General features: G+C 42.2%; 24 protein-coding genes. 17 read left to right on the plus strand and 7 right to left on the minus strand.

Annotation, left to right across the window (positions count from 1 at the left end; translation table 11 throughout):
* The 5 genes from QFZ28_RS02875 (at nt 1) to QFZ28_RS02895 (ending at nt 2,778) form a co-directional block, all read left to right on the plus strand.
* On the plus strand, nt 1-465 hold the full coding sequence (locus QFZ28_RS02875; protein ID WP_095247481.1) for a molybdenum cofactor biosynthesis protein MoaE: 465 nt from the start codon (nt 1-3) through the stop codon (nt 463-465).
* Nucleotides 458-691 carry a molybdopterin converting factor subunit 1 gene (moaD, locus tag QFZ28_RS02880; RefSeq protein WP_307193253.1) on the plus strand — a complete coding sequence of 78 codons (234 nt, stop codon included), beginning with the start codon at nt 458-460 and terminating at the stop codon, nt 689-691. The genes QFZ28_RS02875 and moaD overlap by 8 nt, the downstream gene beginning before the upstream one ends.
* Before the next feature lie 28 nt (nt 692-719).
* Complete coding sequence (locus QFZ28_RS02885) at nt 720-1,739, plus strand: MoeB/ThiF family adenylyltransferase (RefSeq protein ID WP_307193254.1); 1,020 nt, start codon at nt 720-722, stop codon at nt 1,737-1,739.
* A gap of 329 nt (nt 1,740-2,068) precedes the next feature.
* On the plus strand, nt 2,069-2,356 hold the full coding sequence (locus QFZ28_RS02890; protein ID WP_307193255.1) for a YwdI family protein: 288 nt from the start codon (nt 2,069-2,071) through the stop codon (nt 2,354-2,356).
* 50 nt (nt 2,357-2,406) lie between these two features.
* A complete protein-coding gene (locus tag QFZ28_RS02895; protein ID WP_307193256.1) occupies nt 2,407-2,778 on the plus strand; it encodes a DUF423 domain-containing protein in 372 nt (123 codons plus the stop codon).
* Nucleotides 2,779-2,823: 45 nt separating this feature from the next.
* Here QFZ28_RS02895 and gerQ read toward each other — a convergent pair whose 3' ends face one another.
* Nucleotides 2,824-3,312 carry a spore coat protein GerQ gene (gerQ, locus tag QFZ28_RS02900; RefSeq protein WP_307193257.1) on the minus strand — a complete coding sequence of 163 codons (489 nt, stop codon included), beginning with the start codon at nt 3,310-3,312 and terminating at the stop codon, nt 2,824-2,826.
* 213 nt (nt 3,313-3,525) lie between these two features.
* Entirely contained in the window at nt 3,526-4,269 is a 744-nt protein-coding gene (hemQ, locus tag QFZ28_RS02905) for a hydrogen peroxide-dependent heme synthase (protein ID WP_307193258.1), read from the minus strand.
* 234 nt (nt 4,270-4,503) lie between these two features.
* On the opposite strand from hemQ, the gene pta reads away from it, so the two are divergent.
* Together pta and QFZ28_RS02915 are read left to right on the plus strand one after the other, a co-directional pair.
* The gene (gene pta / locus QFZ28_RS02910; RefSeq protein ID WP_307193259.1) at nt 4,504-5,478 is read left to right on the plus strand and encodes a phosphate acetyltransferase; all 975 of its coding nucleotides are present in this window, start codon (nt 4,504-4,506) and stop codon (nt 5,476-5,478) included.
* A 251-nt stretch (nt 5,479-5,729) separates the two neighbouring features.
* Nucleotides 5,730-6,560, plus strand: coding sequence for a lipoate--protein ligase family protein (locus QFZ28_RS02915; protein WP_307193260.1), 831 nt, complete (start codon nt 5,730-5,732; stop codon nt 6,558-6,560).
* 113 nt (nt 6,561-6,673) lie between these two features.
* On the opposite strand, the gene QFZ28_RS02920 is transcribed toward QFZ28_RS02915, so the two are convergent.
* A complete protein-coding gene (locus QFZ28_RS02920; RefSeq protein ID WP_307193261.1) occupies nt 6,674-7,438 on the minus strand; it encodes an RsfA family transcriptional regulator in 765 nt (254 codons plus the stop codon).
* Nucleotides 7,439-7,697: 259 nt separating this feature from the next.
* Between QFZ28_RS02920 and QFZ28_RS02925 the strand changes: the two genes are divergently transcribed.
* From QFZ28_RS02925 to QFZ28_RS02935, 3 genes are all read left to right on the plus strand, one after another.
* Nucleotides 7,698-7,919, plus strand: a complete 222-nt coding sequence (locus QFZ28_RS02925) for a DUF1450 domain-containing protein (RefSeq protein WP_307193262.1) — start codon at nt 7,698-7,700, stop codon at nt 7,917-7,919.
* A gap of 120 nt (nt 7,920-8,039) precedes the next feature.
* The gene (locus tag QFZ28_RS02930) at nt 8,040-9,338 is read left to right on the plus strand and encodes an HD domain-containing protein (protein WP_307193263.1); all 1,299 of its coding nucleotides are present in this window, start codon (nt 8,040-8,042) and stop codon (nt 9,336-9,338) included.
* Between the two features lie 23 nt (nt 9,339-9,361).
* Nucleotides 9,362-9,865, plus strand: coding sequence for a YwgA family protein (locus tag QFZ28_RS02935; protein WP_307193264.1), 504 nt, complete (start codon nt 9,362-9,364; stop codon nt 9,863-9,865).
* Between the two features lie 54 nt (nt 9,866-9,919).
* Here QFZ28_RS02935 and QFZ28_RS02940 read toward each other — a convergent pair whose 3' ends face one another.
* Nucleotides 9,920-10,105 carry a 2-hydroxymuconate tautomerase gene (locus tag QFZ28_RS02940; RefSeq protein WP_045515968.1) on the minus strand — a complete coding sequence of 62 codons (186 nt, stop codon included), beginning with the start codon at nt 10,103-10,105 and terminating at the stop codon, nt 9,920-9,922.
* 110 nt (nt 10,106-10,215) lie between these two features.
* Between QFZ28_RS02940 and QFZ28_RS02945 the strand changes: the two genes are divergently transcribed.
* Both QFZ28_RS02945 and QFZ28_RS02950 read left to right on the plus strand, forming a co-directional pair.
* Nucleotides 10,216-10,869 carry a site-2 protease family protein gene (locus QFZ28_RS02945; protein WP_307193265.1) on the plus strand — a complete coding sequence of 218 codons (654 nt, stop codon included), beginning with the start codon at nt 10,216-10,218 and terminating at the stop codon, nt 10,867-10,869.
* Between the two features lie 21 nt (nt 10,870-10,890).
* The gene (locus tag QFZ28_RS02950) at nt 10,891-11,400 is read left to right on the plus strand and encodes a YwhD family protein (RefSeq protein WP_307193266.1); all 510 of its coding nucleotides are present in this window, start codon (nt 10,891-10,893) and stop codon (nt 11,398-11,400) included.
* A gap of 145 nt (nt 11,401-11,545) precedes the next feature.
* Here QFZ28_RS02950 and QFZ28_RS02955 read toward each other — a convergent pair whose 3' ends face one another.
* Nucleotides 11,546-13,615: a transglycosylase domain-containing protein gene (locus QFZ28_RS02955; protein WP_307193267.1), complete on the minus strand. Its 2,070-nt coding sequence runs from the start codon at nt 13,613-13,615 to the stop codon at nt 11,546-11,548.
* 219 nt (nt 13,616-13,834) lie between these two features.
* Here QFZ28_RS02955 and speE point away from each other — a divergent pair, with 219 nt between their 5' ends.
* From speE to QFZ28_RS02980, 5 genes are all read left to right on the plus strand, one after another.
* Nucleotides 13,835-14,662 carry a spermidine synthase gene (speE, locus tag QFZ28_RS02960; protein ID WP_307193268.1) on the plus strand — a complete coding sequence of 276 codons (828 nt, stop codon included), beginning with the start codon at nt 13,835-13,837 and terminating at the stop codon, nt 14,660-14,662.
* Nucleotides 14,663-14,764: 102 nt separating this feature from the next.
* The gene (gene speB, locus QFZ28_RS02965; RefSeq protein WP_307193269.1) at nt 14,765-15,637 is read left to right on the plus strand and encodes an agmatinase; all 873 of its coding nucleotides are present in this window, start codon (nt 14,765-14,767) and stop codon (nt 15,635-15,637) included.
* Nucleotides 15,638-15,781: 144 nt separating this feature from the next.
* Complete coding sequence (locus QFZ28_RS02970; RefSeq protein WP_307193270.1) at nt 15,782-16,201, plus strand: DUF1934 domain-containing protein; 420 nt, start codon at nt 15,782-15,784, stop codon at nt 16,199-16,201.
* On the plus strand, nt 16,198-17,868 hold the full coding sequence (argS, locus tag QFZ28_RS02975; protein WP_307193271.1) for an arginine--tRNA ligase: 1,671 nt from the start codon (nt 16,198-16,200) through the stop codon (nt 17,866-17,868). The genes QFZ28_RS02970 and argS overlap by 4 nt, the downstream gene beginning before the upstream one ends.
* Before the next feature lie 210 nt (nt 17,869-18,078).
* Complete coding sequence (locus tag QFZ28_RS02980; protein ID WP_307193272.1) at nt 18,079-18,258, plus strand: H-type small acid-soluble spore protein; 180 nt, start codon at nt 18,079-18,081, stop codon at nt 18,256-18,258.
* A gap of 32 nt (nt 18,259-18,290) precedes the next feature.
* Here QFZ28_RS02980 and QFZ28_RS02985 read toward each other — a convergent pair whose 3' ends face one another.
* A complete protein-coding gene (locus QFZ28_RS02985) occupies nt 18,291-18,419 on the minus strand; it encodes a DUF4023 family protein (protein WP_307193273.1) in 129 nt (42 codons plus the stop codon).
* A gap of 66 nt (nt 18,420-18,485) precedes the next feature.
* Nucleotides 18,486-19,442, minus strand: coding sequence for a UV DNA damage repair endonuclease UvsE (gene uvsE, locus QFZ28_RS02990; protein ID WP_307193274.1), 957 nt, complete (start codon nt 19,440-19,442; stop codon nt 18,486-18,488).
* Between the last annotated feature and the right edge of the window lie 14 nt (nt 19,443-19,456).

Below are 19,456 nucleotides of genomic sequence, written 5' to 3' on the forward strand. Positions count from 1 at the left end.
ATGAATTTTCAAATTTCAAAAGAACCGATTGATATTCAATCTGTAATAGATAAGGTTGTTCAGCGAAATGCTGGTGCAATCACTACTTTTATTGGAACCGTTCGTGAATTAACGAAAGGAAAAAAGACATTATTTTTAATATACGATGCGTATGAAGCGATGGCAGTGAAAAAATTGGAGCAAATCGGCAGGGAAATCGAGGAGCGATGGGAAGGTTCTCAGGTAGCCATTACCCATCGGGTGGGCAGGCTGGATATTACCGATATAGCGGTCGTTATTGCTGTTTCTACTCCCCACCGTGCTGACGCCTATGACGCAAATCGCTATGCCATTGAGCGTATTAAAGAAATCGTGCCAATTTGGAAAAAAGAACATTGGGAAGATGGCGAAGAGTGGATGGGCAACCAGCTCGAAACCGTTGCTTATCCAAGTGGAAAGCCTGAGGAGGACGATTTAAATGAATAAAGTATTATTTTTCGCTCATTTACGCGATGCAGTCGGGGAGGAATTCCTTCGGATAGATGCTGCTGGCAAGACTGTTGCTGAATTAAAAGAAGAATTAGTTCGTAATTACAATCTTCCAAAATTAGATACCGTTATGACGGCTGTTAACGAAGAGTTTGCCCAGGATGATGAAGTGATTCAAGATGGTGATGAAGTCGCCTTTATCCCGCCAGTAAGCGGCGGTTGATACGGTTTTTGGGAAAGGGGAAAACAGCATGGACGAACGATATTCACGGCAGGTCCTCTTTCCAGGGATCGGAAAAGAAGGACAAGATAAAATAAGTGAAAAACATGTGTTAATGATTGGCGCTGGCGCCCTTGGGTCTGGTAATGCAGAAGTGCTTACCCGGGCAGGGATTGGCCGGCTTACAATCGTCGATAGAGATTATGTTGAGGCAAGCAATCTGCAGCGCCAGCAGCTTTATACCGAAGAGGATGTCGCTGAGAAGCTTCCGAAGGCGGCTGCAGCTAAAAAGCGCCTGCAGGTAATCAATTCAGACGTGGAAGTGAATGCGATTATCGGTGATGCCACTCCCTCTATGCTGGAGGAGTTGGTGAAGGATGTGGATGTTATCATTGATGCGACTGATAATTTTGAAACGCGGATGGCGATTAATGATGTTTCACAAAAATATAGGATACCTTGGATTTATGGGGCGTGTGTTGGCAGTTATGGGATGAGTTTTTCGATTATTCCAGGGAAAACGCCTTGTTTAAATTGTTTGTTGCGGACCATCCCTATGCAAGGGTTAACCTGTGATACCGGTGGAATTATTTCGCCGGCTGTCCAAATGGTAATTTCTCATCAAAGTGCAGAGGCACTGAAAATGCTTGTCGAGGATTGGGATGCGGTTCGAACTTCGTTTGTTAGCTTTGACTTATGGCGGAACCAATATACGAGTTTGAAAATGGGAAAAGCCAAATTTTCCGGCTGTTTATCGTGCGGCGAGGAAAGGACTTATCCTTACCTAGACTCGGAAAATATGACAAAGACAACTGTTTTATGCGGCCGGGATACCGTGCAAATTCGCCCGTCCACACAAGGGGAAATATCGCTTGAGAAGCTCGCAGGACAGTTGAGCACACTCGGATATACCGTAAAGGGTAATCCGTATCTGTTATCAGTTGAAATGGGTTCTGAGCGAATGGTCATCTTCAACGACGGCCGTGCTCTTATTCACGGCACAAAAGATCTAACCCATGCTAAATCTATTTATCAAAGAATATTAGGATAATGTGAAAGGAAGCTGCCAGTGATTCGATTGGCGGCTTTTATGGCTGTGCTAAAGCTAAATATTGATATTGGCACTCTGTTGATTTGTGCGGAAGGCACGAAGACTCCTGCAGGAGTACGGAGCAGGTGAGACCCCACAGGCGCGCTAGCGCCGAGGAGGCTCACCGCAACGCCTGCGGAAAGCGAAGTGCCTGGAGCGCAAATCAACAGACTAATCAACAGAGCAGTTTTTATAAATCGACATGTTTCACGTGAAACATGTCGAATTTCTATTTGGCTGGAAATTTGGTATGATGAAATAGAGAGATTGGAATAGAGGAGTTTATAATCGTGAATATATCGGTGGAAAAATTGCTAAGAAAAATCGAAGAGGAATTAACGCTGGCAAAAAACAGCACAAAGCAAGAAAACTTGCGGGAAAAAGTGTACTCTATTAAAATATTATGCGAGCTGATCCTGGATGAGAAACAAAGGCAGCAGGAAGCACCACTAAATCCTGTCCCTGCCTATCAGCCTGTAACCGTACAGCCATCCTTTCAGCAGCCAGTAACATTAAATCAACCAAAAAAACTAGAAATGGAAGACGAAGCAAACGGCGATTCGTTATTTGATTTTTAACTGAAAAGAGTAAGCGCTTTGGCGCTGAAACTAGAAAAGGGGGAGAGTAAATGAAGACATTTATTATCATCGGGGCGATAAACGCTTTTTTAGCGGTGGCGCTAGGGGCATTTGGTGCTCATGGACTTAAGGATAGGCTAGATCCCTATTACCTAGATATTTGGAAAACAGGTGTTACCTATCAAATGTTTCACGCAACTGCACTTTTAGTGATTGGAATCCTGCTAGGTAAAGTGGCAGCGAGTACATTCTTCACTTGGTCAGGCTGGTTATTTCTAATCGGCATTATTCTTTTTAGCGGCAGTCTCTATGTTTTAAGCTTAACGAAAGTAGGAGTGCTGGGTGCGATTACACCGCTTGGCGGAGTTTGCTTCTTAGCAGGATGGATCTTAATGATTATTGGTACAGTAAAAGATTTATAAAATAGTAAAAGGCATTGGACACAGGTTCCAATGCCTTTTTTACTATTATCTTGGCGGGAAAGTACTTAAACCAGGTCCAGCCCCAAAAGGATATTCGTATTCAAGCTCTTCATCAAATGTAGCGTAATCGAAAGCTACCATTGGGATGAGGGTACGCTGACCTGTTTGTGGATCACTTAAAATTAGATGATCGCGTCCTGCTGCTTCAATAATTCCAACAAAATTTTTGGCATTCCATTGGTTGTTGCCTTCAAATGTTGCATAAACAGATGCTAACTTCCCTTTGTTTAAGCGTAAAATGTTTTCGATGTACGATTGCTCAATTGGCAGCATCCCCTGCTGCAGTGAAGCTCCAGGAGTCCCTGCAGGAGCTCCTTGTTGAGGAAACTGTGGAAACCCTTGCTGTTGCTGACCAGGAAAAAATCCTTGCCCTTGCTGGCCAGGAAAAAATCCTCCTTGGCCTTGGAACTGATTTCCTCCTTGCTGTCTAACGGGATTAGGCTGATACCCTTGTTGATTATAATATTGATTCATCTTTTTCCCTCCTAAAAAATGACTAAACGAATGCCCAACAGTCTATTCATACTCCACAAACCCTTAATTGGTGACAATCGGAATGGTCCAGATATGAGCTGATTCGGAGCTAAAACTTAAGACTCGCTGTTTTATTAATATGAAGAGGAAAAGGGAAATATGACTTATGAAAATGACAAAAAAAGTCCTCAGCATAAGCTGAGAACTTTGGTATTAAACGTGTAAGAATCGAGCAACGCTTTCTTCCTCTAATAGGTTGCCGACAAAGAAGGCACCAAATTCACCGAAGCGTGCACTTACTTCATCAAAGCGCATTTCGTAGACAAGCTTTTTAAATTGAAGAACATCTTCAGCAAAAAGCGTTACGCCCCATTCATAGTCATCAAAGCCAACGGATCCTGTAATGATTTGCTTTACTTTCCCTGCATATGTACGGCCAATCATTCCGTGGCTGCGCATCATATTGCGGCGGTCTTCCATCGGAAGCATATACCAGTTATCGCTGCCCTGACGGCGCTTGTCCATTGGATAGAAGCAAACATGCGCTGTTTTAGGAAGCTTAGGGTAGAGACGAGCGAGAATTTGCGGGTTTTGGTATGGATCCTCACCGGCAGGCAGGTAGTTACTTAATTCCACTACAGACACATAAGAATGAGCAGGAATGGTGAACTCTGCTAATTTTGTTTTATTAAATTCTGTTTCAATTTCATTTAGTTCTTGCATTGTTGGGCGTAGGATCATCATCATGAAATCAGCTTTTTGACCAACAATTGTATATAAAGCATGGCTGCCTTCGTTACGTTCTTGCGTGTGATTCCATTTTTTAACTAGACTTAAAAACTCGTGAATCGCAGACTGGCGTTCGTCACTCGAAAGCATTTTCCAAGTTGTCCAATCAACTGTACGGAAATCATGCAAACAATACCAGCCATCAAGCGTTTGAGCTGCTTCACTCATTACAATCACTCCTAAATAATCATTCTTCTTATTTACAATCTTTACTATAACATAGTTTGACCAAGACACGCTTGAATAAACCACTAGGGATATTTTTTTAAAAAGAGGGAAATAGTAAGTGAGTGTGAAATTTTTTGAATAAAAGAACATTTGTCATGAAACCGCTACATAAGTTGAATTTTTCAACAGGTAAAGTATGCTAAAATAGGTAGAATTATTTAGGGAGGATTTAATGTGGCTGATTTATTTGAAGGCTTAAAACAAAAATTATCTGGTCGTGATATGAAAATCGTTTTTCCTGAAGGGTTGGACGAGCGAATTGTTAGGGCAGCAAGCAGACTAGCAGGGGAAAAGCGATTAACCCCTATTTTAATAGGAAATATCGAACAAGTTCAGGCTAAGGCCCAGGAGCTTGGGGTTTCCTTAGACGCAGCAGAAATCTATGACCCGGCAAGCTATGCGGGAATGGACGAGCTAGTAGCAGCGTTTGTTGAACGTCGTAAAGGAAAATCAACGGAAGAAGATGCACGAAGAATTTTATTAGATGAAAATTATTTTGGGACTATGCTCGTTTATTTGAATAAAGCTGACGGTTTAGTGAGTGGTGCAGCACATTCTACAGCTGACACGGTTCGTCCTGCATTGCAAATTATTAAAACAAAAGCAGGCGTAAAGAAAACATCCGGCGTCTTCATCATGGTTCGTGAAGATGAAAAATATGTATTTGCTGATTGCGCTATTAATATTGCTCCAGACAGCAATGATTTAGCAGAAATTGCGGTGGAAAGTGCGAAAACGGCAAATATGTTCGATATGGAACCACGTATCGCAATGCTAAGCTTTTCAACAAAAGGCTCTGCGAAGTCCTCAGAAACAGATAGAGTCTCAGGTGCCGTTGAAGAAGCAAAGCGCCGTGACCCATCTTTAGTCATCGATGGGGAATTCCAGTTTGACGCTGCATTTGTTCCATCTGTTGCGAAAAAGAAGGCACCAGATTCACCACTTCAAGGGGATGCAAATGTATTTATTTTCCCAAGTCTTGAAGCTGGAAACATCGGCTATAAAATTGCTCAGCGTTTAGGCGGGTTCGAAGCAGTTGGACCGATTTTGCAGGGATTAAACAAGCCGGTGAATGACCTATCACGCGGCTGTAATGAAGAAGATGTCTATAAATTGGCATTAATTACTGCAGCGCAAGGAATAAAATAAGATTTTGAGAGCCAGTCCTAGGGGGCTGGCTTTTTAAATTTGGGGTTTTGGACTTTTTTTCTAGGGTTATGGACTATTTTGAGGTGGATTTGGACTATTTTCGATTGGTTATGGACTTTTTGGAGACCCATTTGGACTTTTTTAAAGGGGTTTTGGACTATTAGACATTTTATGGAAATCAAAGCCAGCTGTTTTATTAAGATTCTTTTTGTTAAAATAGGCTTACTATTTCTTTTGAGGAGAAAACCAATATGGAAGGTTTATTGCGTCAGCCAGAATGGCGAATTATCGATCAGTCAACTGCTGGCAGGCATTTTCAAGCATTACAGTCTTTTGGGATAGATGATACTCTATGTGCCTCAGTCGGTTCTGGACAGGCTCCGGCAACGGCACGAACCTGGGTCCACCACAATACCATCGTTCTCGGGATACAAGATACCAAACTGCCATTCTTAAAAGAAGGAAGGCAATTTCTCGAAGCACAGGGCTACCAGTCTATTGTCCGAAACTCTGGGGGTTTAGCCGTCGTTCTCGACGAAGGGGTTCTAAATATCTCATTGATTTTGCCTGAAAAGGAAAAAGGGATTGACATTAACCGCGGGTACGATACGATGTGGCAGCTTGTTCAAAACATGTTTGCCGATTACAACGACACAGTTGAAGCTAGAGAAATCGTCGGCTCCTATTGCCCGGGAAGCTATGACCTTAGTATCGGCGGTAAAAAATTTGCCGGTATTTCGCAGCGCCGCCTCAAAAAAGGGGTAGCGGTTCAAATCTATTTATGTGTTAATGGCAGCGGCAGTAAGCGTGCTCAGGTAATTCAGCAATTTTATGAGATTGCAAAAAACGGGCAGCCCACGAAATTCACATATCCGGAAATTGTACCGGACGTAATGGCATCACTATCTGAGCTATTGGCAACGCCTTTAACGATTTCGGATGTGATGCTGCGTCTATTAAACCAACTAAAAAATAACTGTGACCATCTTTATGCTGGTCAATTGAATGAGTTTGAGCTGGAGGTTCTCCCTGGGTATTACCAAAGGATTGTGGAGAGAAATGAAAAATTGAATGAAATGTAAAAGCCGTAAATCTAAATTGGATTTACGGCTTCTTTTAAGAGGATATTGTTCTTCTCCCAAGTTTTGTTGTCTAGCGCAAGCGGCTTAAGGGTCCGGCGCTTCCGCTTTTCGTTTTACTCAGCGACTTTTTCTAGGTTCCCGTTACGGTCCATTTTGAATTTTGTCGCAGGTCTTTCTTCTTCTTCGAATAATACAAGCTTACGAGCGCGGTTCATGATTTTCATGAGTGTCTCGTAATCTTCCTGGATGGTTTCGGTATTTTGCTCGAGACCTTCAATTTTTGCTGCCATTTCTTCATTTTGCTTGCGCAGCTCTGCAATTTCACGCTTCAATCTTTCATTCTCACTTTTTAATGCTTCATTTTGCAGATTCGCATGATTAAAGTTTTGTAAGTAATCAATTACGCTATCAAGCGATAAACCTGCTGCTGGTGCCGATGGTCTGTACGTTTGAACGGGCTGCTTTACATAGACTTCAGGCTTTACATATGTTTCAGTTGCAGCTTCCGCCGTTAAATCTGGCATTTCATAGGAGGAAGCTTCCATTGGTACTTCCACTGGTGGTGCTGATAGTGTTTCAAAGTCATCAGCAGCAGGTACTGGTGGATTGTAGAGTAACTTTTTCTTTCCACCTTGGTCCTTACCCAACACTCTTTGTCTTTGTTTACGCTGTTTTTTTGCTAATTGCAATGCTTTTTCATAGCGGTGGCGCACAACCGCATTCCATCTGAATCCACAGGCTGCAGAGGTCCGGTTTAGCTTGTCGCCCACCTCTTCAAAAGCGTTCAGCTGGGTACTGCCTTCACGTACATGGCGAAGGACGGTTTCAGCTAACAAAAGATCATTTTCATCTGTCCATGCATCTTGCCGTACTTTCATATTTTTTCAACTCCCTAAATAATAATTGCGATTAACTCAAGATGAGTTTTTAAAAGTTCTAGTCTTATCTTGGACAAGTTTTTCAAGCTTTATACCAAAATGTCTGCAAGGATAATAGTTTTTTTAACTGAAAGAGTTACTAGGATTTCAAAAGAAAAGCAACTTGCAATGGATTGAAAGAAATTGTAATATATCTAAGGAGTTAAACGATAATTAAATTGGCTAAAATAGTAGGAATAGATAAGAAAGGGTGGAAGTAATGTCAAATGAATTCCGCGTTTGCGATGATTGTCAGGCCGTGAATCTAAAGACATTAATCCCTCGTTTGAAAGAATTGGATCCCGAAGCTGAAATTAAAATTGGCTGCCAATCTTATTGTGGACCTGGCCGGAAAAAAACATTTGCCTTCGTCAATAACCGCCCGGTTGCTGCCCTAACGGAAGAGGAATTAATGGAGAAAATAAATAAAAAGTTAAAATAATCACCTTTGTCCTGAGCGCTAAGGTGATTTTTTCTTTTCATGCCCTTGTCGAAAAATCCTGCGGAAAATTGCTGGAAATTGGGATATAATAGAAGAAAGTTTAGAGGAAGAGGGAAAGCAATGGTATATTCGGCGGAAAAACTGAGTGAAGAAAAAGTGTTTAAAGATCCTGTTCACCGTTACGTTCATGTACGTGACCGGGTAATCTGGGATTTAGTCGGGACAAAAGAGTTTCAGCGTTTACGCCGTATCAAACAGCTTGGAACCACGTTTTTAACATTTCATGGTGCTGAGCACAGCCGCTTTAACCATTCTCTCGGAGTATATGAAATTGTCCGCCGCATCATTGATGATGTATTTGCAGGCAGACCGGAATGGAATGACGATGATCGCCTCCTAACCCTATGTGCCGCACTTCTCCACGATTTGGGGCATGGCCCATTTTCCCATTCGTTTGAAAAAGTGTTCGATTTTGACCATGAAGATTTTACCCAGAACATCGTATTAGGAAATACAGAGGTTAACGCCGTTTTAACAAAGGTTAGTCCTGACTTTCCCCAGCAAGTTGCTGAAGTCATTGCGAAAACGTCTGCCAAAAAGCTGGTGGTCAGCTTGATTTCCAGCCAAATTGACGCCGATCGGATGGATTATTTGCAGCGGGATGCTTATTTTACCGGAGTGAGCTATGGTCAATTTGATATGGAGCGAATTCTTCGTGTCATGAGGCCGAAGGAAGACCAAGTGGTGATAAAAAAGAGTGGTATGCATGCAGTTGAAGATTATATCATGAGCCGCTATCAGATGTATTGGCAGGTCTATTTCCACCCTGTGTCCCGCAGTGCCGAAGTTCTTTTGACCAAAATCCTCCATCGTACCAAACAATTATATGAAAACAACTATTCTTTTAAAAATGACCCGATTCACTTTTATTCCTTCTTTACCGATCAGGTAACATTAGAAGACTATTTAAAGTTAGATGAATCGATTATGATGTATTATTTTCAAATCTGGCAGGACGAAGACGACGCAATTTTAAGCGATCTTTGCCGGCGATTTGTGAATCGTAATCTCTTTAAATATGCCGAGTTTGATCCGGCCAAGGAATATAAGAAGCTCGCTGAATTGAACCGTCTTTTTGAAAAAGCAGGAATTGACCCGGACTATTATTTAGTTGTCGATTCTTCATCGGATTTACCTTACGATTTTTATCGTCCTGGTGAGGAAGAAGAACGTCTGCCGATTCATTTGTTAATGAACAATGGGGAATTAAAGGAACTATCCCGGGAGTCTGAGATTGTGGACGCCATCTCTGGTAAGAGGAGAACCGACCATAAACTTTATTACCCTGGTGATTTCTTAGCGGACGAATCCTCGGAAAAAGAGATAAAAAAACAAATACGTACCCTATTAGAGATATAACCCTGGAGTAGGAGATGACTGTGTTGTTAAAAGATCATGCCAAGCTGATGCAGGCTGTTTTAGTATCCGGAGAAATCATCGGGAGAAAAAAGCTGCAGAAGATGATATATATTGCAAAAAAGGTGAGCTTTCCGTTCCATGAGCGGTTTCAGTTTCATTTTTACGGCCCGTATTCGGAGGAATTAACGCTGCGTGTCGAAGAACTGTGCAATATGGGGTTTCTCAATGAAATCAAGGAGAAAAAAGGCGGTTATTTTCAATATCGCTATACCCTGACAGACACAGGAAAAGAGTTTTTGAGTTTAAACGAAGTTGAGATGCCATTTTTACAAGACTGCCTTGAGGACATGAATGAACAGAATGCTAGATTCCTCGAGCTAGTTTCGACGGTTTTATATTTTGATAATCTATCAAAAGAAGAAGTATCCGAGAAAGTATTTACGTTAAAAAGCAGCCAGCGCTATACAAAGGAAGAAATTGACCAAGCCTATGCCTATATTGAGGCACTAAAAGCAAAACTAAATTAGAAAAGTGTCCGTGTTTTTGAAGGGCTGCCTTCAAAGATACGGACACTTTTTTGATTACTTGTCGCTAGCTCTAACGCCCGCAACACCGTAATGTTCCTTCTGCATTTCCTCAATGAAAACGACAACAGCCTCTTTTGGAGCTCCAGTTGTTTCGCTGACAGCATCCGTTACTTTCTCAACAAGTGCTCTTTTCTGATCATCTGTACGTCCTGGAAGCATTTTTACTGTAACATATGGCATGATTTATTCCTCCCTTTGATCACTACAAGGATAGTTTAGCAAACATTTTCATTTTATATCCAGTTTAAGGTATACTTATAGGAAAAAAGAGGAGAAATGAGGAAACTAATTTGGAAGGATTTCTGGCATATTCATTAAGGGAAATTCCCTATGTAGCGATTACGTTAATGATTGCGTTCACGTTTCATGAATTTGCACATGCTTATGTGGCCTATAAGTTCGGAGATTATACGGCACAAAAGCAGGGGCGTTTGACGTTGAATCCGCTGAAGCACCTCGATCCATTTGGGACAATTTTAATTTTTATTGCCGGATTCGGCTGGGCTCGTCCGGTGCCAGTTAACCGTTTTTTCTTTAAAAAGCCGCGCCTGGCAGGTATATTAGTTTCTGTAGCCGGTCCTCTTAGTAATCTTGTTTTGGCAGCACTAGGATTTTTACTCGCATTCGGATTAGCGCGGACAGGGTTAGCAGTAAATCTCCCAGGTGTTTTTGAGTTTTTTGAGATCTTTAACTGGCTCAATTTAGTGCTGTTTGTGTTTAATTTATTGCCGTTTCCACCTTTGGATGGCTATCGAATTGTGGAGGATCTAGCACCAAATCATATTCGGGCAAAAATGACTCAATACGAACAATACGGGGTATTAATCTTTTTGATTCTGGTCATTACTCCTCTAGACAACTACACGATTCAGCCAATCTTTGATTTCATTATCCCTGGAGTATGGCAGGGACTAAATAATTTCTTTTATAATTTGTTTTTTTAACATAGGAGGTTTCGAGCTTTAATGGAAGAAAATAAGAAAAAAATCGGCTTTAATATTATAAAACCTGATCCGACTGATGGACACAAAGGCTTTGGCAAGGGGGCGTTAAGCCTTGATAATGTTTCTCCGGTGATTATTGATGTCGAGGCTGGTGACGCGGTCATTGATGTTGGGGCAATGCATGCCCGCAGCGTGGTTGAAAAGGGGATTAAATTCCTTAAGACCAAAGAAGAGGTTCCTAACGCGAAACCGTACTGGCTGGTGTGGGTGACAGTAGACAGAAGGCAAGAGGGTCCTTATTATGCTGGAGTTACGGCCTGCGAAATGACGGTGGACCGTGAAATCCGCCGCGGTTACAAATCACTTCCTGAGCACGTGAATAGGATGGATAAGTCATTGAAACGTCATATCATCGTCGACCATATGGACGCTAAATCGAAAAAAATCTTATCCGATTTCCTCCAGAACCACAATCAGGAAATGTGGGACAATTCAGCTGAAGAGCTAAAAACGGGCTTAGCAGTCGAATAATCATTTTTTACAATAGCAATTTTTGGCGAAAAGTTGTAAAATATATGCAGTGTGAAAACACTGTAAGACTAGGACAGGAAAAGCTCCGGAGACCAATCCCCGGAGCTTTTTCCATTTAATCCAGCTGTAACACCTAGTCCGCTATTTAATTACCCCAATTAAAAATCCTCTTATACCAAGGGTCCTTTGTTTCCTGTTTCTCTTCTTTTGGTTTACCTTCTTTATGATCTAAATGATCGGTACAGTATTCTGTCGGTTCTGTCCCGGCGACAAAATAGGTAAAGCGGCGGACCGGGCAATCCTTTGAAGCAAGTTTGCCGTTTTCAGGATTCACGTAAACACCTATGACTCCCTCTTTCGGAGGGGTAAATGCCTTAACTGGTTTACCTTTTAAGGATTCCTCCATAAAGTTTACCCAAATCTTTTTGGCATAGCTTTTTTCCGCGGTAAGGGTAATCGGTTTCCCCACATCATGACCAGCCCAAACAGCAGTTACCAGCTGTGGTGTAAAACCAATCATCCAGCTGTCTGTTTCGGTAGAGCCTGATTTGCCGGCATATGTCCGTGTAATTTCATCAATAAGGGAGTTACCCGTTACTTTTGCATAACCGTTCAGCTTTTTGTCGAACATGCCTGTCATCATGTGTGTCATAACAAAGGCTTTAGCAGGATCCAGTATCCTTTCAGCTTCCTGATTACTTTCAAAAATAACATCTCCATTATAATCTTCTACTCTTGTAATCAATGTAGGAGTTACTTTTTTTCCGCCGTTGGCAAATAGACTGTAGGCATTTGCCATGTCAATGACCCGAACGCCTGAGGTCCCTAAAGCCAGCGACGGGACTTTATCCATTTTTGTAGAGATACCAAACTTTTTAACATTATTAATCAGCGTTTCAGCGCCCATAAAAAGGTGAGTTTTGACAGCATAAATGTTATCAGATACTGCAAGGGCCTGAGCCAGTGTAATTTCTCCATTAGCATACTTGTTATTAAAGTTATGCGGCGAGTATTCTGTTTGGCCATCATCCAATTTAAAGGTGGTTAGTTCGCTCCTCATTGTAGAGGATGGCGTAAAGCCTTGACTAATTGCACCATAATACAAGATTGGCTTTATGGTTGAGCCTGGTTGTCTAACCGCTTGAACGGCTCGATTAAAAGGGCTTTGTTCATAATTGCGTCCGCCGACCATCGCTTTAACATAACCGTTTTTCGGATCCATGGCGATGAGACCCACTTGAATCTCAGATTCACTTGCGATGGTATCTTGAATTTGTTTTTCAGCTTCTTCCTGCTGTTTTAGATCGAGCGTTGTATATACTTTTAAACCGCCAAGAGCGATTGTCCGGTCATCTAGCTTGAGTTGATTTTTTAAGGCATTTTTAACAGCATCTTGAAAATAAGGTGCGGCCTCCACCCGCTTATGTGGATGTTCGCCTACAAATGTAAGGGGAGTTTCCTTTGCCTTTTGAGCTGTTTCTTTTTTAATATAGCCGTTTTCTGCCATGGCGTTTAAAATAATTCCTTGGCGCTTTGTAGCATTTTCTAGTGATTCCAGTGGCGAATAGTAACTAGGACCTTTTGGAACACCGGCTAACATCGAGCTTTCAGCCAAGGATAACTCAGAAGCATTTTTTCCATAATAAAATTGGCTGGCTGCCTGGACACCGTAGGCGCCGTTACCATAATAAATAGTGTTTAAATAGCCTTCCAAAATTTCTTCCTTCGAATAATTCATTTCAATCCGGATGGCATAAAACGCTTCATGTAATTTCCGTGACCAGGTTTTATCATGTTCAAGGAAGAGATTTCGAGCGTATTGCTGGGTAATGGTGCTGGCGCCTTGAACCTTCGCTCCCGCTTTGATATCGGCAAGGATGGCACCCGCTATTCGTTTATAGTCGAAGCCATTATGCTCATAAAAGTTTTTATCTTCAATGGAAATGGTCGCATTGATTAAATCTGGTGAGATTTCCTCGAGGGGAACCCAGTATCGCTTTTGGCCGCTGTTGCTCTCACCGATTAACGTCCCGTCATTGGCAAAGAACAGAGTAGATTGCGGGACAGCAAGCGGCGGTGCACCAAGTATTTTGGCGTAACCTAGAATCCCAAGAAAAACAACCAGCATACAGCCAAAGCCTATCAAACTAATGATAATAAACGCACGCAAGTATTTTATCGTTTTCCGAAATCCATGATTCGTCATTACTTCCACAGCAATACCCTCCTTCGCCAATTTGTAAAATGCCCATAGTTACAGTATTGAAACAAGAGAGTGTTTTTAAACTAGCAAAAAGAAAATATTTCTAGAAATTTTGATAGATTATGCTAGACTTTTCTTTATGTTTGTAATTCAATAGTTTGGGTACCATAAAAATGGAATGAATTCATGGTAATAAGGGCTTTACGAAAATAAACCGGAGGGATGATGAACATGGCAATTTGGTTTACAGAAAAGCAAACTGAAAACTTTGGTATCACCATGAAAATCAATAAAACCTTACATACAGAACAAACAGAATTTCAAAAGCTTGATATGGTGGAAACAGAAGAATGGGGCAATATGCTTCTATTAGATGACATGGTTATGACTTCAGTTAAAGATGAGTTCGTTTATCACGAAATGGTGGCACATATACCATTGTTTACACATCCCAATCCAGAGAACGTTTTAGTTGTCGGCGGCGGCGATGGCGGCGTTATTCGCGAAGTTTTGAAGCACCCAAGTGTGAAAAAAGCAACGCTTGTTGACATCGATGGAAAGGTAATCGAGTATTCTAAAAAGTTTTTGCCTGAAATCGCTGGAAAGCTTGATGACCCTCGCGTCGATGTTCGCGTTGATGACGGCTTTATGCATATCGCAAAAAGTGAAAATGAGTATGACGTGATTATGGTTGATTCTACGGAGCCAGTAGGTCCAGCTGTAAACTTATTTACAAAAGGATTCTACGCTGGGATTTCGAAGGCGTTAAAAGAAGATGGTATCTTTGTGGCACAGTCCGATAACCCTTGGTTTAAAGCAGATTTAATCCGTCACGTACAGCGTGACGTTCGTGAAATCTTCCCAATTACCCGTCTATATGTAGCCAACATCCCTACATACCCAAGCGGACTATGGGCATTCACCATCGGATCCAAAAAATACGACCCGCTCGAAGTAAGCGAAGACCGCTTCCACGAAATCGAAACCAAATACTACACAAAAGAACTGCACAAAGCAGCATTTGTGTTACCTAAGTTTGTTGGGGATTTATTGAAGTAATTTTCGGTGCCTGTCACCGCTCGTGGACACTGTCCACCTCAGGCGGACAGTTAACGGAGCGACTAAATAGATTAGTTATTACATAGAAGTGAGGGAATTAACATGCGTTTTGATGAGACTTATTCTGGGAATGTGTTTATTAAGAGTCATCCGAGTTTTGAGGAGAGTCAGGTTGTCCTTTATGGGATGCCGATGGATTGGACGGTCAGCTATCGTCCGGGCTCACGCTTTGGCCCAGCTCGTATTCGTGAGGTTTCGATTGGTCTGGAAGAGTACAGTGCCTACCTAGATCGTGAACTCGAAGACGTGAAGTATTTTGATGCCGGCGATATTCCGCTTCCTTTTGGGAATGCGCAAAAGAGCTTGGATTTGATTGAGGAGTTCGTTGACCAAGTGTTGGCAGCTGGAAAGTTTCCATTCGGTATGGGCGGCGAGCACTTAGTGTCTTGGCCAGTCATGAAGGCAGTTTATAAGAAATACCCTGATTTAGCGATCATTCATATGGACGCCCATACAGATCTTAGAGAGAACTATGAAGGTGAACCATTATCCCACTCCACTCCAATCCGCAAAATTGCGGAACATATCGGGCCGAAAAACGTCTATTCGTTTGGAATTCGTTCCGGGATGAGGGAAGAATTCCAATGGGCGAAGGAAAACGGCATGCATATTTCAAAATTTGAAGTGCATCAGCCGTTGAAAGAGATACTTCCTGAGCTTACTGGACGTCCTGTTTATGTAACGATTGATATCGATGTTTTGGACCCTGCACATGCACCGGGTACTGGTACTGTTGACGCCGGCGGGATTACTTCTCGTGAGCTGCTTGCATCAATTCATGAAATTGCCCGCTCTGGTGTGAACGTAGTCGGCTGTGACCTTGTTGAAGTTGCTCCAATTTACGACCCATCTGAGCAAACGGCGAACACTGCAAGCAAATTGATTCGTGAAATGCTTCTTGGCTGGGTGAAATAATAACTTTTTTCGTGCCTGTCCCAATTGCGGGGCAGGCATGTTTTGAATTGTGTACATACTATAGGTATAATAGAAAAAGTGTGTTTACTATAAATTTTCTAAGGACCTGCATAGGGTTCATTTTTAAAAAGGGTGTGCGTTTTAGTGTCAATCCCTGAAGTACCGGTAAAAATTAACGTTAAAACGACCATTAATCACGATGAGACTTTTGAATTGATGGTATTTGGTACATACTTTGAAAAAGGAAATGCTGCTTATCTTCGATATGAGGAAGCGGTGGATGAGGGAAATGTACGGACGATTGTGAAGATGGCCCATAATGACGCCCTTATTTTACGCGGCGGTGCGATTAAAATGCGTCTGCCGTTTGAGTTAAATCGTAAGTTAAATGGCAGTTATGAAATGCCGTTTGGCCAATTTGCAACCGTGACAAAAGCAAAAAGAATAGATTATTCCTATGAAAATGGTAAAGGCCACTTCGGTGTTCTTTATGATTTTTCCATGGAGGGTGCAGAGGCAAGTACATATCAGTTAGAAATAGCGTTTCAGGAGGAGAAGAAATGAACATAGTTGAACAGGTTCAAAGTCGTTTAAAAGAGGAAATCCGGGCAGCGGTTGTGAAGGCGAATCTTGCCACAGAAGAACAGATTCCAGATGTAATTCTCGAGATCCCAAAGGAGAAGGCGCACGGCGATTATTCAACCAACATGGCAATGCAGCTTGCACGTGTTACGAAGAAGGCGCCGAGAATGATTGCGGAAGCACTCATTGAAAATTTCGACCGCTCAAAAGCTTCCATTGAAAAAATCGAATTAGCAGGTCCAGGGTTCATCAATTTTTATATGAATAATGCTTACTTAACGGATTTAATTCCGACGGTTCTAGAAGCAGGGGAAAAGTATGGAGAGACTATGGTTGGCGGCAAGCAGAAGGTTCAAGTGGAGTTTGTTTCAGCAAACCCAACGGGCGACCTGCACCTTGGCCATGCACGTGGTGCTGCAGTCGGCGACTCGCTTTGCAATATTTTAGCGAAGGCTGGCTATGATGTTTCGCGTGAGTACTATATTAATGACGCCGGTAATCAGATTAATAATCTGGCATTGTCTGTTGAGGCGCGTTATTTCCAAGCACTTGGTCAAGATAAACCAATGCCGGAGGACGGCTACCATGGTGCGGACATCATTGGGATTGGAAAGTCGCTGGCAGAAGAATTTGGCGATAAATATGTGAATGTAGATGAGCAGGAGCGTTTTGAATTTTTCCGTGAGTACGGCTTGAAATACGAAATGGCGAAATTGCAAAAGGATCTCGAGGATTTCCGTGTTTCATTTGATGTTTGGTACTCTGAAACTTCTCTTTATAAAAATGGCAAAATCGATGAGGCGTTGAAAGTGCTACGTGAACGCGGCTATATTTATGAGGAAGAAGGCGCGACCTGGCTTCGTTCAACAGACTTCGGTGACGATAAGGATCGCGTGTTGATTAAGCAGGATGGTTCATATACGTATTTGACACCAGATATCGCTTACCATAAAGACAAGCTAGACCGCGGCTTTGAAAAGCTCATCAATATTTGGGGTGCGGACCACCACGGATATATTCCACGGATGAAGGCGGCGATTCAGTCACTTGGCTATGCGGCGGATGCCCTCGAGGTCGAAATCATCCAACTTGTTCACCTTTATAAAAATGGTGAGAAGATGAAGATGAGTAAGCGTACAGGTAAAGCTGTCACTATGCGTGATTTGGTGGATGAGGTCGGCCTCGACGCCACTCGTTACTTCTTTGCGATGAGAAGTTCGGATACTCATATGGACTTTGACCTAGACTTAGCGGTATCAGAATCGAACGAAAATCCAGTGTATTATGCTCAATATGCGCACGCAAGGATTTGCAGCATCCTTCGTTCAGGTGAAGAGCAGGGCATAAAAGTTGATAAGAATGCCGATTTCTCACTAATTGGTGCAGAAAAAGAAATCGAGTTATTGAAAAAACTTGGAGAGTTCCCGCAGGCTGTAGGTGAAGCGGCATTGAAGCGCGTGCCGCACCGTGTCACGAACTATATCATGGAACTAGCGTCAACCTTCCATAGCTTCTACAATGCCGAAAAAGTACTTGACAGCGAGCAGCCAGAGCGCACTAAGGCGCGCCTCGCGTTAATCAAAACCGTTCAGATCACACTGCGCAATGCCCTCGCATTGATCGGTGTATCAGCACCTGAAAAAATGTAATATTTGATGGCTCCCTTTAGGGGAGCCATTTTTACTATTCCCATTGGGGTAGTAGTGTCCATATGAGGTGGAAAGTGTCCACGAGCGGTGAACACCTTTTAGGTGTCACCTTGGTGACAGGCACCGAAAATCACCAAATATTCATACTGAATATTTATCCGGTTTTTGGCAAATATTATAGAGGTAATTTTATGATGAGGAGTGGCCCTGATGAATGTGGGAAGAGCGAAGGAAATTGCTGAGTCGATGGATATGATTAATGTTACGTATGAGGGAACGCCTGTGATTATTCAGCATGTGGATGACAACACGAAGATGGCGCGGGTTTATGCGAAGTCTGACCCGGAGAATGAAATAGAAGTTCCAGTTTTGAATTTAATTGAAGAGTAAAAGAGTCTCCTGCGAAGGGAGACTCTTTTAGGTTAAACACCTTGTGAGTGCTTATGGTTTGGTAATTTGCTTTCTGGGTCGTTGTTGCCATGCTTTTGATTTTTCTTCTGCTTCTTTTCATTTTCTGCTAATTTTTGTACGAATTGGCCCGTGCTTTCCATCGAAAATCCCTCCTTGTGTGAATCTGTTGTTACTTTAACCATTACCCTTTGAAAAAATGCTGGGAGTTATTTCACCTCAATGGTGGCCCCGCTGATTCGCTTAAAGCCGCGAACCTTACTAATATCCTCGACTAATTTCAATGTTGCCTGGTCCTTTGCCTTTGCCTCAATCATGAAGTCTACATCTTGTCCAATTTCTTTTAACATTTTTATAAACGGCATGATAAATTCGAGGTCTACAAAATCTGCATGTGACCTGAATTCTTTTTCGCCTTTGGGGGAGGAAATGTGAATTTTTGGTAATAAGTCAACATGATCCCATGTTTTAAAGACCCTCGGCAGTAACTCCTCAAGCGGTGGTTCGCAAAGGTTCGCCATGTGATGATGATAATCGAATACAAAGGGGATGGTCTCTTTTTCACAGGCAATCAAGGTTTCTTCTGTATTGTAGGTTTTGTCATCATTCTCCAAGGTCATCGCACGTTTAATATGCGGCGGAAGCTTTTTAAGATTCTCATGAAACCGGACAATCGTTTCCACCTTATCACCATAGGCACCGCCGATATGGATATTCATCATACCTCTACCCTCAACACCCATCGCTTCAAACATTCGATAATGATATTCCATATCGATCACGGCATTATCGGTTATTTTAGCTTGCGGAGAGGTAAATAACGTGTATTGATTTGGATGGAAACTAACACGCAAATTATTCTTTTTGATTAGCTGACCAATTTCCTTCCACTGCTTCCTAAAGGGTGTAACAAAATCCCATAACACGTCTGGATGGGTAGCTAACGGTACAATTGAACTCGAAAGCCGGTACAATTCAATTTCATGGGCGAGATTAAAATAGAACATTCGGAGCGTATGGGCTAAATTGAGCCTTGTGAGCTCAAGTAACTTATTTTTACGCTCCTTTTCAGATAACTGCTGATATCGAGTAAACGTAAGTGTCTTCGATGGAGAAGCATCCCACAGAGTAATAGCTGTTGAAACATAGCCGAAACGAATCTTCATCGCAATCACTCCTT

Source organism: Neobacillus niacini, from assembly GCF_030817695.1.
In the GTDB taxonomy this organism is placed as follows: domain Bacteria; phylum Bacillota; class Bacilli; order Bacillales; family Cytobacillaceae; genus Neobacillus; species Neobacillus niacini_F.

Bases quoted from the DNA above. Each gene is read 5' to 3' on its own strand.
- uvsE (WP_307193274.1), bottom strand. From the start codon at position 19,442: ATGAAGATTCGTTTCGGCTATGTTTCAACAGCTATTACTCTGTGGGAT.
- argS (WP_307193271.1), top strand. From the start codon at position 16,198: ATGAACATAGTTGAACAGGTTCAAAGTCGTTTAAAAGAGGAAATCCGG.
- QFZ28_RS02915 (WP_307193260.1), top strand. From the start codon at position 5,730: ATGGAAGGTTTATTGCGTCAGCCAGAATGGCGAATTATCGATCAGTCA.
- speE (WP_307193268.1), top strand. From the start codon at position 13,835: ATGGCAATTTGGTTTACAGAAAAGCAAACTGAAAACTTTGGTATCACC.
- speB (WP_307193269.1), top strand. From the start codon at position 14,765: ATGCGTTTTGATGAGACTTATTCTGGGAATGTGTTTATTAAGAGTCAT.
- gerQ (WP_307193257.1), bottom strand. From the start codon at position 3,312: ATGAATCAATATTATAATCAACAAGGGTATCAGCCTAATCCCGTTAGA.
- QFZ28_RS02885 (WP_307193254.1), top strand. From the start codon at position 720: ATGGACGAACGATATTCACGGCAGGTCCTCTTTCCAGGGATCGGAAAA.
- hemQ (WP_307193258.1), bottom strand. From the start codon at position 4,269: ATGAGTGAAGCAGCTCAAACGCTTGATGGCTGGTATTGTTTGCATGAT.
- QFZ28_RS02950 (WP_307193266.1), top strand. From the start codon at position 10,891: ATGGAAGAAAATAAGAAAAAAATCGGCTTTAATATTATAAAACCTGAT.
- moaD (WP_307193253.1), top strand. From the start codon at position 458: ATGAATAAAGTATTATTTTTCGCTCATTTACGCGATGCAGTCGGGGAG.
- QFZ28_RS02980 (WP_307193272.1), top strand. From the start codon at position 18,079: ATGAATGTGGGAAGAGCGAAGGAAATTGCTGAGTCGATGGATATGATT.
- QFZ28_RS02925 (WP_307193262.1), top strand. From the start codon at position 7,698: ATGTCAAATGAATTCCGCGTTTGCGATGATTGTCAGGCCGTGAATCTA.
- QFZ28_RS02895 (WP_307193256.1), top strand. From the start codon at position 2,407: ATGAAGACATTTATTATCATCGGGGCGATAAACGCTTTTTTAGCGGTG.
- QFZ28_RS02920 (WP_307193261.1), bottom strand. From the start codon at position 7,438: ATGAAAGTACGGCAAGATGCATGGACAGATGAAAATGATCTTTTGTTA.
- QFZ28_RS02875 (WP_095247481.1), top strand. From the start codon at position 1: ATGAATTTTCAAATTTCAAAAGAACCGATTGATATTCAATCTGTAATA.
- QFZ28_RS02930 (WP_307193263.1), top strand. From the start codon at position 8,040: ATGGTATATTCGGCGGAAAAACTGAGTGAAGAAAAAGTGTTTAAAGAT.
- QFZ28_RS02940 (WP_045515968.1), bottom strand. From the start codon at position 10,105: ATGCCATATGTTACAGTAAAAATGCTTCCAGGACGTACAGATGATCAG.
- QFZ28_RS02985 (WP_307193273.1), bottom strand. From the start codon at position 18,419: ATGGAAAGCACGGGCCAATTCGTACAAAAATTAGCAGAAAATGAAAAG.